Annotated in this window: 12 protein-coding genes; 6 read left to right on the forward strand and 6 right to left on the reverse strand. The window is 67.4% G+C overall.

The window, feature by feature from the left end; all coding sequences use genetic code 11:
- Complete coding sequence (locus F5544_RS40655) at positions 1-894, reverse strand: NAD-dependent epimerase/dehydratase family protein (protein WP_167478059.1); 894 nt, start codon at positions 892-894, stop codon at positions 1-3.
- A 62-nt stretch (positions 895-956) separates the two neighbouring features.
- On the opposite strand from F5544_RS40655, the gene F5544_RS40660 reads away from it, so the two are divergent.
- The 4 genes from F5544_RS40660 (at position 957) to F5544_RS40675 (ending at position 3,907) form a co-directional block, all read left to right on the forward strand.
- Positions 957-2,444 carry a carboxylesterase/lipase family protein gene (locus F5544_RS40660; protein WP_167478060.1) on the forward strand — a complete coding sequence of 496 codons (1,488 nt, stop codon included), beginning with the start codon at positions 957-959 and terminating at the stop codon, positions 2,442-2,444.
- A gap of 127 nt (positions 2,445-2,571) precedes the next feature.
- Positions 2,572-2,838 carry a GlsB/YeaQ/YmgE family stress response membrane protein gene (locus tag F5544_RS40665; protein ID WP_167479837.1) on the forward strand — a complete coding sequence of 89 codons (267 nt, stop codon included), beginning with the start codon at positions 2,572-2,574 and terminating at the stop codon, positions 2,836-2,838.
- A 135-nt stretch (positions 2,839-2,973) separates the two neighbouring features.
- The gene (locus tag F5544_RS40670; RefSeq protein WP_167478061.1) at positions 2,974-3,210 is read left to right on the forward strand and encodes a hypothetical protein; all 237 of its coding nucleotides are present in this window, start codon (positions 2,974-2,976) and stop codon (positions 3,208-3,210) included.
- A 172-nt stretch (positions 3,211-3,382) separates the two neighbouring features.
- Positions 3,383-3,907, forward strand: coding sequence for a hypothetical protein (locus tag F5544_RS40675; RefSeq protein WP_238847541.1), 525 nt, complete (start codon positions 3,383-3,385; stop codon positions 3,905-3,907).
- Between the two features lie 4 nt (positions 3,908-3,911).
- On the opposite strand, the gene F5544_RS40680 is transcribed toward F5544_RS40675, so the two are convergent.
- The 3 genes from F5544_RS40680 to F5544_RS40690 all read right to left on the reverse strand — a co-directional run bounded on the left by F5544_RS40680 (position 3,912) and on the right by F5544_RS40690 (position 5,617).
- Positions 3,912-4,577 (reverse strand): TetR/AcrR family transcriptional regulator, encoded by a 666-nt coding sequence (locus tag F5544_RS40680; protein ID WP_167478063.1) that lies wholly within the window; start codon positions 4,575-4,577, stop codon positions 3,912-3,914.
- Positions 4,578-4,605: 28 nt separating this feature from the next.
- Positions 4,606-4,992 (reverse strand): hypothetical protein, encoded by a 387-nt coding sequence (locus F5544_RS40685; RefSeq protein WP_167471248.1) that lies wholly within the window; start codon positions 4,990-4,992, stop codon positions 4,606-4,608.
- 160 nt (positions 4,993-5,152) lie between these two features.
- A complete protein-coding gene (locus tag F5544_RS40690; RefSeq protein ID WP_167478064.1) occupies positions 5,153-5,617 on the reverse strand; it encodes a MarR family winged helix-turn-helix transcriptional regulator in 465 nt (154 codons plus the stop codon).
- Between the two features lie 109 nt (positions 5,618-5,726).
- Here F5544_RS40690 and F5544_RS40695 point away from each other — a divergent pair, with 109 nt between their 5' ends.
- Positions 5,727-6,872, forward strand: a complete 1,146-nt coding sequence (locus F5544_RS40695; protein ID WP_167478065.1) for a GDSL-type esterase/lipase family protein — start codon at positions 5,727-5,729, stop codon at positions 6,870-6,872.
- Here F5544_RS40695 and F5544_RS40700 read toward each other — a convergent pair.
- Positions 6,869-7,477, reverse strand: coding sequence for a TetR/AcrR family transcriptional regulator C-terminal domain-containing protein (locus F5544_RS40700; protein ID WP_167478066.1), 609 nt, complete (start codon positions 7,475-7,477; stop codon positions 6,869-6,871). The genes F5544_RS40695 and F5544_RS40700 overlap by 4 nt on opposite strands.
- Positions 7,478-7,552: 75 nt before the next feature.
- Between F5544_RS40700 and F5544_RS40705 the strand changes: the two genes are divergently transcribed.
- A complete protein-coding gene (locus F5544_RS40705; protein WP_167478067.1) occupies positions 7,553-8,113 on the forward strand; it encodes a peroxiredoxin-like family protein in 561 nt (186 codons plus the stop codon).
- Positions 8,114-8,151: 38 nt separating this feature from the next.
- On the opposite strand, the gene F5544_RS40710 is transcribed toward F5544_RS40705, so the two are convergent.
- Positions 8,152-8,730: a Uma2 family endonuclease gene (locus F5544_RS40710; RefSeq protein ID WP_225725584.1), complete on the reverse strand. Its 579-nt coding sequence runs from the start codon at positions 8,728-8,730 to the stop codon at positions 8,152-8,154.
- Between the last annotated feature and the right edge of the window lie 180 nt (positions 8,731-8,910).

Consider the following 8,910-nt stretch of genomic DNA (forward strand, 5'->3'; position numbering starts at 1 on the left):
TCAGGCGCCGCGGATAATCGCATCGATGGTGGAATACGTTGGCCGCCAGGCCAATTCATAATTCGCCCGGGTGCTGTCGCTGATCAGGCACGGCGGTTCGGCGACCGGCGGCCCGTATTCCACCGGGATGGCGCGGCCGGTTATCCGGGCGATGGCGGCTATCAAGCCGTTCAATGTGGTGCCGACGCCGCTGCCGATGTTGTAGCGCCGGAACCCGCCCGGATCCGGCAGCCGGACCACGGCGGCCGCGAAAGCCGATGCGGCATCGGCGATGTGCAGGTAGTCGCGGATCACCGAACCGTCGCCGTTGACGCGCAGCGGCTGCTCGGGGGTCGCGGCGAGAATGCGCGGCAGGATCCGGGTCGGATCCGGATCCGGACCACCGGCGACATTGCACAGCCGCAGCACGCTCGCCGCTAAATCGCCTGTGGCGGTCCGGGATTCGATGAGGCGTTCGGCGGCGAGCTTGGTTTCGGCGTACGGGTGTCTCGGGTCTTCGGGCAGCTCCTCCGGCATCGGTTGCCGGTCGGGCGTGCCGTATACGGCGACGGTGGACGCGAAGACCAGACCGCGAATTCCGGCCGCGCGCATGGCATCCAGCAGATTCCCGGTGCCGTCCACATTGATGACGACGTATTGCGCCCGCGCCGCGGCGGATTCGCGGACGCGGGTGAGCGCCGCGAGGTGGCAGACCGCGTCGACATCCCGGACCGCCGCCGAGAGCGCCTGGGGATCAAGCAGATCCGCGGACCGCACGACGGCCCCGTCCGGCACCCGCGACCGGTCACCGCGCACCAGCGCGACCACCTGGTGCCCGGCGGTCAGCAGCGCTTCGACCACCGCGCTACCCAGGTAGCCGTTGGCCCCCGTGACCAGTACCCGCGGGTTTCGCATGACACCAGACGGTAGTCGCCGTGCCGCGCCTTATGGACAATGCAGGTGACAAAGGAGTCGGTATGGAAAGCATTGTGTCGGTAACGGGCGGCAAGGTTCGCGGGACGATCCAGGACGGCATCGGCGTGTTCCTCGGCATCCCGTATGCGGCGCCGCCGGTGGGCCCGGCGAGATTCGAAGCGCCACGGCCGGTCGCGGAGTGGTCCGGGGTACGGGATGCGTCGGCGTTGGGGCCGACCTGCGCCCAGGCGGAGTATCCACCGCCGGTCCATGCGCTGTTCGGCAGCGACCGGATTCCGGGCGCGGAATACCTGAACGTCAACGTGTGGACCCCGGATCCGGGCGGGTCCGGGCTGCCGGTCATGGTCTGGATACACGGCGGCGCGTTCGTCCGCGGCGCGAATTCGAAACCGATATACGACGGCGCCGCATTCGCCCGCGACGGCATCGTGCTGGTCTCGATCAACTATCGGCTCGGCATCTCCGGATTCGCGGAAATCCCTGGCGCACCGTCCAATCGGGGCCTGTTGGACCAGGTGTTCGCGCTGCGCTGGGTGCGGGACAATGTCGCCGCCTTCGGCGGTGACCCGGACAACGTCACCCTCTTCGGCCAATCGGCGGGCGGACTGAGCACCGGTCTGCTCGCCGCCTCGCGAACGGCGCGGGGGTTGTTCCGCCGAGCGATCATTCAGAGCGGGCCATCGATCGTCTGTGCGCCCGACGACGCCCAACTGGTGGCCGGGGAGGCCGCGAAGATCCTCGGAATCGAGCCGACCACAACGGCATTCGGCGCCCTGGAAGCTGATCAACTGCCACCGGCGCAGAGCGCGGTCGCGCTCGCGTTGATGTCCGATCCGGACCCGAGGCGCTGGGGCGAGACGGTGATCGCCAACGGACTCGGTGTGCTCAGCTTCTTCCCGGTGGTCGACGGTGAGCTGGTCGAGGGCCGGGCGGTGGATGTCCTCGCCGCGCATCCGGATCGGACACTGCCGCTGCTGACCGGCTGGACCGCGGACGAATTCCGCTTCTTCACCGTTCCCACCGGGGTGGCCGCGGGCATCACCGACGCGAACCTGCCGCCGCTGCTGTCCAGGTACGGCGTGGATCCCGCGGTGGCCGAGGTCTATTCGGCGAACCGACCGGGCCGGCCTGCCGCCGAGGTATTCAACGCGATCATCACCGACAAGGCCTTCCGCAACGACACCGTCGCCGCCGCCGAGATCAACGCGGCCGCGGGACAGCCGACGTTCGTCTACGAATTCGCCTGGCCCAGCGGCATCGACGGCATCGGCGCCTGTCATGTGCTGGAACTGCCGTTCGTCTTCGACACGCTCGCCGTCGCACACAAATTCACCGGGCCGAATCCGCCGCAGCGGCTGGCCGATGAAATGCATGCGGCCTGGGTCGAATTCGCCAAGCATGGCGATCCGGGCTGGGCACCCTTCGAAACGGGCACCCGGTCGGTGTTCACCTTCGAGGGTCCGCGCTCACATCTGGTCGATGATCCGCGCGCCGACGAACTGGCCGCTCTGCGCGGCGAACGAGGTTAACCCGCGACGAATAGCCGAATGCCGACGAAATACCGCCGCGACGCGCGGCAAGGTGTTTGTCACCCGGCGTACCCGGAAATCCGTCATCCTGTACTCGTCACTCGCCGTCCGCACGAAGGAGCGAACCATGTGGGGCATCATCTCGATGATCGTCATCGGTCTCATCGCAGGGGCGATCGCCCGCCTGCTCGTCCCCGGCAAAGAGAATTTCGGCTGGATCGGCACGATCGTGCTCGGCATCCTCGGCGGTTACGTCGGCGGCACGCTGGGCAGTCTGGTGTTCGCGCCGCACAAATTCAGCGTGCACCCACCGGTCACCCACTCCTTCATCGGTGCCATCATCGGCGCGGTGATCCTGCTGGTGATCTATAAGTTCGTCAGGGCGCGAGTCTGAACGAGCCGGATCGGGCCGGGCCGCGCAACGGGCGCGACCCGGCCTTATTCGTCTCCGAGTATGTTTGCGGCCCAGCCGATTTGGGGGTTGCGCGGGGTGTACGACGACCCGCGAATGGTGGCATGATCGGCGGGCATGGGGAGAAATCACTCATATACCGGAGCTCTGCTGGTCGGCCAGGCCATCGTGATGTCGTTACTGCTGGCCGGGAACTGGCATCCGGTGCGCGCGGCCGTATACGTCGCGATCTTCGTGGCCACCGCGGTCGCGCTGATCGCCATGGACCGGCGGCACAGCAGGGCCGAAATCACCGACGAGACGGTCGGCGCGGCGGCTCCCCCCGTCGCCTCGGCGGTGCCGCCCGGCGCATGACCGGCGCGTCCGTGTGCGGATTCGCACATGGTTCGCCCTGGTCGGTGCGGTTTCAGCGCGGTAGCGTTGCATTCGGTACACCGGCGTCACCCCACCCCAACGGCTTCCCCCAGGTGGATCTGGGGCGGGGAGCGCCGGATGAGGTCGGACACGGAGGCCGGGATTGACGACGGTGCACGCGGGTGTTGTGCCCGCTCGGCGGGTACTTGGCTACAGTGCGATCGGCTTGCTGGTGCTCGGCGCCGTCTGCGCCGGGTTCGTGATCGGCTTCGGCATCAACCGGGTGTTCACCGGGTTGCTCATCGGCATCGTCCTCGCGATCGCGACGCTGGCGCTGCTGTTCACCAGGGATTCCGTCGTACTCGCCGAGGAGGCCATCTACCGGCGCAAACCGTGGTCGGTGTCCAGCTTCGGCTGGGATCGCGTGGTGGCCGGGCGGTTCGCGCTCGACGAGCGCGCCCGCTGGACCCTGGCACTGGACCTCACCGCGGGCGCCGAACGTCACGGCGAGCTGGTGCTGCTTTCCATACCGCCGGTGGTGGGCCCGGTCGCGGGCGCCTATGACCTGCGCAAGCGGGAGCAGGTGACGGAGATCCGGGAGATGCTGCGGCGCAAGCGCGTTCCGGTGACCGTACTGCCCGAGATCGCGGGCGCGCTGCACAACTACTGGCAGATCGCCCCGCCCACCACCCGCTGACCCGTCACCGCGGCCGGATCGGTTGCGGCGCCAGCCGCTCCAGCAACGACCGTGCGGCGCCGCGTAATTCGGTGAATTCACCGCACCAGCCGAGCACCCGCAGCGCGGCATCGGGGATGGTGTGCTCGGCGTAGGCGGGTACCGCGCCCGCGTCGGAGCGGATATTGATCACGGTTTCGACGAGCCGGAACGGCAGCACCTCGGCGCCGCCGATACCGCCGACCGCCGTGGCGAAAATCTCGTAGTGGCCGCGTAATTCGTCGCGGCGCAGCCGAAATGCGGCGAATCGCTCGGTGCGCAGCTCCGGCAGCAGGTAGAGGGCGCCGAGATTCCAGCCCGCGGTACATAATTGGCGCACATCGAACCAAGCCATGGCATAGAGCTTGGCGGCGGCCGGATCCGGCGCCGCGTTCAGGCGCGCGGCGAGTTCCAGTGAGGTCGCGATCGTTTCGGCGAGCAGCGCGTCGAGAATGTCGTCCTTGGCCGCGAAATGGTGATAGAGCGAGGCCTGCCGGATGCCGACCGCGTCGGCGATGGCGCGGGTCGAGGTGTTCGCATAGCCCTTGGTGGTGAACAATTCGGCGGCGGCATCGAGGATTTCGGCGCGCGGCGTGCGGCCGCGGCGGTGCCGCTGCGCTGATCGGGGGCGGCCGGGGCCGAGATTCGCCACCCGCCCATTCTGGCACCGTTGAGCGTTGTCAGGTCATGGTCGACGGAACCACCGGACCGTTCCAACCGCACGGCAGACCACAGGTCGCCACGACCAGCGCGGCCGAGGAGCCGTCGTCGAACTGGACATTGATCGTCGACGCGCGCGCCGGATACCCGCACGCCGGGCATTTGCCGAAGTAGTTCAGGATCGGATCCACCTGGGAGGCAACGATTGTCCGCTGACGGCGGTTGGTCGTGTGGTCCATCCATTCCGCGCCGCAGTTCCAGCCGAGCGCCTCGGCGGCCTCGATCGATTCGTCGTCCCAATCGTTTTCGATGGCGCGACGTTGCTCCTCGGGCAGGTCCGGCGACCATCCGCAGCTGCGCCAGAACGCTTCCCGGTGTTCGTCGCTCAGTGCGTTGGGTTCGCGCATGGCGCTCACTCCTGGTGACGACGGTCTATTCACTGATTGTGGGCCGGTTCCGGCGTCGACATGCCAGGAACCGGCCCACAGACCGCGAGGTCTCGGAACATCGGCGCGGTTTAGCCGTCGGCCGCTCGAATCGGATTCCGTGGCAGCGGAATCCGAATAATCACTCGACGCCCGCGACCGCCTCCGGATTGGCGGCGTCGCGGATCCGCCGCAGTTTGGCGACCAGATCGGCGAGTTGGTCCTCGGTGAAAAGTTCGACGAACCAGCGATCGACGCAGTCCAGGTATTCCGGCAGCAGATTCGCCAATCGCCGCTCCCCCTCGGCGGTGAGCACCGCGTACGCGCTGCGCCGATCGGCGGCATCCAGCTCGCGCCGCACCAGCCCGCCGCGCTCCAGCCGATCGACAAGGCGGGTGACGCCGCTGGTCGACAGTTCGGTCTGGGTGGCCAGATCGGTCATTCGCAGGCGCCGCCGCGGCGATCGGCTGAGCCGCATCAGGGCATTCGAGTCGAGGCCGGACAGTCCGTGTCGTTCGAACACCGGACGCAGCTTGGCCAGCATTCCATTGGACGCCTCGAAGAGCAGGCCGACGCTGGTGAGTCGCGGATCGTCGAACAGGTCCATGCGACCAACCTACCGCAGTAAGTTGCTTAGCGGATAGTTGACACGAGGAATATCTACCAGTAGAAACATGCACAGGAAATATTCCTCGCGTCAAACATTGGAGGGTGCAATGTCGAACACCGGCCGCTGGATCGCCGGCTTCCGCTCCGGGGTGGTCAGCCCGTACGAGCAGATCAAGCTGGCCGTGTCCCGCGAATTCACCGATCAGACGGTGCGGCAGGTACTGCACCTCGCCGGTGGCGGCGAGCAGCTGCGCGTGCGGCTGTCCAATCGTTACGGGCAGGCGCCGCTGACGATCGGCGCCGCTCGGGTGGCGCTGCGCAAGGCGGGGGCCGGAATTGTCGCCGAAACCGATGCGCCGCTGCGTTTTTCCGGCGCCGAGCAAGTGACCGTGCCGACCGGAGCCGAGATGATCAGCGACCCGGTCGAACTGGATGTGACCGCGGGCGACGACCTGGTGCTCAGCCTGTACCTGCCGGGGCCGACCGGGCTCGCCACCTTCCTGCACGAGGCCGGTGAAAACTCATATGTGGCACCGGGAAATGTCACCGGAGACGCCGAACTGCCTGGAGCGGAGGAGGTTTCCGAACGTTTCTTCGTCTCGGGCGTAGATGTCCTTGCGGCCGATGACATTCCGGTGGCGGTCGCGTTCGGGGATTCCTGGTTCGGCGGCGTGGGCACCAGCGTCGGAGCGAATCGGCGGTCGATCGACGTGCTCAACGCACGGCTGGACCGAGGCTGGGCCGTCAACCAGGGCATCGCCGGAAATCGCCTGCTGCGCGCCGAGATCGGCGAGTCGGCGCTGGACCGCTTCGATCGCGACGTACTCGCCACCCCCGGTGTCGGGCGGGTGCTGATCAACTTCGGCATCAACGATCTGATCATCGGCGATATGGCCGATCCGGTGCAGCCGCCCGCCACCGCGGCGGAGCTCATCGCCGGATTCACCGAGCTGGCCCGGCGCGCGCACGCGGCGGGCCTGCCCATTCACGCCGCGACCATCGGCCCGTACGCGGGCTGCGTCTACGAGGGAATGTCGGTCGCCAAATCCCTCGCCGCGCGCCGCGAAGTGAACGAATGGCTGCGCACCACGGATATTTTCGACGGCGTCTTCGATGTCGCCGCCGCGGTCGAGGATCCGGAACGCCCGGACTACATCCGTCCGGAATTCGACTGCGGCGACGGCATGCACCTCAATGACGCGGGCGCCGCGGCCATGGCCGAAACCATCGATATCGCAGCACTTTTCGGCTAGGGGACCAACCCCCGCAGTACGATTTCGGCGCCCGCCCGGAATTCGTCGACGGGCGCGATCGTCCGGGCGAACGCGGCGGTTTCGGTCAAATGCGGGTAATCGGCCGCGGGCAGGCTCGCCAGTGCGGCGGTGCCGAGGCCGGACAGCGCGGCGTAATGCTCGTTGTTCAGGTGGCCCAGCAGAAATGCGATCAGGGTGCGCTGTGCGATCACGCGCTCGCGGCCGGTGAATCCCGCCTCGGTGAGCACCGCGAGCATCGCCTCGATCGTGCGGGTCGAGGCGGCGGCCTGCCGGTGCCGCAGCAGCAGGGGAATGACCTCGGAATGCTCCGACACCGCGGCCCGCATCCGATCGAGCAGGGTGAAAATCTTCATCCGCCAATCGGACTCGTCCGGCGGGACGGGATCGACGGTACCGAATACCCGATCGACGACCAGCACCTCCAACGCATCCCGGTCGGGCACATAGCGATACAGCGACATGGTGGCCATGCCCAGCCGTTGCGCCACCGCCCGCATGGTGAGCGCGGACAGACCGGAGCGGTCGATCACGGCGAGCGCGGCGTCCGCGAGGGCCGAATTCGTCAGCGTTTTGGGCCGGGGCATGGATTGACAGCGTACAAGATACGCGCATACTGATTCGTAGGCGTACGACATACGCCTACGAATCAGGGAGCTCTCATGTCGTTACCCAGCCAGATATCGCGCCGCACGCTGCTGTCCGTCCACGACGAGCCGGTCCAGGTGCCGGATCCAGATCGCCTGACCCACCTGCAATTCCGCCGCTTCGCCGGCTGCCCGGTATGCAACCTGCACCTGCGCACGTTCGCCACGCGCGACGCCGAGATCCGGGCCGCGAATATCCGGGAAGTAGTCGTATTCCATTCCAGCGCAGCCACATTGCGCACCTACACGGCCGATCTGCCATTCGCTGTGATACCCGACCCGAACCGGGTGCTCTACCGAGAATTCGGCGTCGAATCCGCCCCGCGCGCCCTGCTGGACCCACGCGCATGGCCCACCATCGCGCGAAGTATCGCCTACGAGCTCCGCGCGATCCGCCGGGGCGAAAAGGCCGCTCCGCCGAAGACCGCCGAGGGCGGACGGCTGGGCCTACCGGCGGACTTCCTCATCACACCCGACGGCACGGTGCTGGCATCGAAGCACGGCAAACACGCCGACGACCAATGGTCGGTCGACGAACTGCTCGCGCTGGTCCCGAACGCGAAAGGGCGGCAGTGACCGCCCGTGCTCCGGAGGCAACTGCATCGACCGGGGTCTCAAACGGACAGCAGGGCAGCCGGGTCGACGCAGAATTCGAACGGGATGCGCAGGGTTACGGTGTCGCCCGCGGATACGCGGTGGGTCAGCTGGTACGAGCCGTCGGTGCCGAGGACGTAGGTGAATACCACCGGCGGTAGTTCACCTGGCAATTGCGGGTGGACCGGTTGGATTTCGCAACGCCAGTAGTGCGGGATGCCCGCCTCGGCGTACAACAGCGGTTTGATCGAGCGGTCCGCCATGCGCGACGACTCGGAGACCACCTCGATCGCCAGCACCACCTGTTCCGCGGGGACCCTGGACAGGTCGGGATCGATCGGGCTGGCGGTGACGATGAGGTCGGGTATCGGTTCGTCCTGGCCGATCAGCACGCCGAGGCCGTAACCGATTTCGTAGTCGTCATCGGGCAGCGCCGCGTTCAGCGCATGCGCCATGCCGTGCAGCACCACCTGGTGGCGGGTGGTGGGCGGCGCACTGACCACCAGCTGGCCGTTCAGCACCTCGTAGTGCAAACCGTTTTCGGGTAGGTGGTCGAGGTCCGCGCCGGTCCACCGGTCGGAACGCATCGGTTTCGCCACGCCTAAGCCCACCTCCGACCACTTCGCACAGGTCCGGTCCCCGCGCGATTCGGCACGATCGTATCTCCTCGGTCCAGGCGATCCGTCTTCGGAAGGCCCGAATACGCGCGATACGACCGGGTTTCGCCGCTTCGCCGGATGCGGGCCGGGCAGGCGCCGCATCCGGCGAAGCGCTGATCG

It is taken from the genome of Nocardia arthritidis (assembly GCF_011801145.1).
In the GTDB taxonomy this organism is placed as follows: Bacteria; Actinomycetota; Actinomycetes; order Mycobacteriales; family Mycobacteriaceae; genus Nocardia; species Nocardia arthritidis_A.

Bases quoted from the DNA above. Each gene is read 5' to 3' on its own strand.
- F5544_RS40655 (WP_167478059.1), bottom strand. From the start codon at position 894: ATGCGAAACCCGCGGGTACTGGTCACGGGGGCCAACGGCTACCTGGGT.
- F5544_RS40660 (WP_167478060.1), top strand. From the start codon at position 957: ATGGAAAGCATTGTGTCGGTAACGGGCGGCAAGGTTCGCGGGACGATC.
- F5544_RS40665 (WP_167479837.1), top strand. From the start codon at position 2,572: ATGTGGGGCATCATCTCGATGATCGTCATCGGTCTCATCGCAGGGGCG.
- F5544_RS40670 (WP_167478061.1), top strand. From the start codon at position 2,974: ATGGGGAGAAATCACTCATATACCGGAGCTCTGCTGGTCGGCCAGGCC.
- F5544_RS40685 (WP_167471248.1), bottom strand. From the start codon at position 4,992: ATGCGCGAACCCAACGCACTGAGCGACGAACACCGGGAAGCGTTCTGG.
- F5544_RS40690 (WP_167478064.1), bottom strand. From the start codon at position 5,617: ATGGACCTGTTCGACGATCCGCGACTCACCAGCGTCGGCCTGCTCTTC.
- F5544_RS40695 (WP_167478065.1), top strand. From the start codon at position 5,727: ATGTCGAACACCGGCCGCTGGATCGCCGGCTTCCGCTCCGGGGTGGTC.
- F5544_RS40700 (WP_167478066.1), bottom strand. From the start codon at position 7,477: ATGCCCCGGCCCAAAACGCTGACGAATTCGGCCCTCGCGGACGCCGCG.
- F5544_RS40705 (WP_167478067.1), top strand. From the start codon at position 7,553: ATGTCGTTACCCAGCCAGATATCGCGCCGCACGCTGCTGTCCGTCCAC.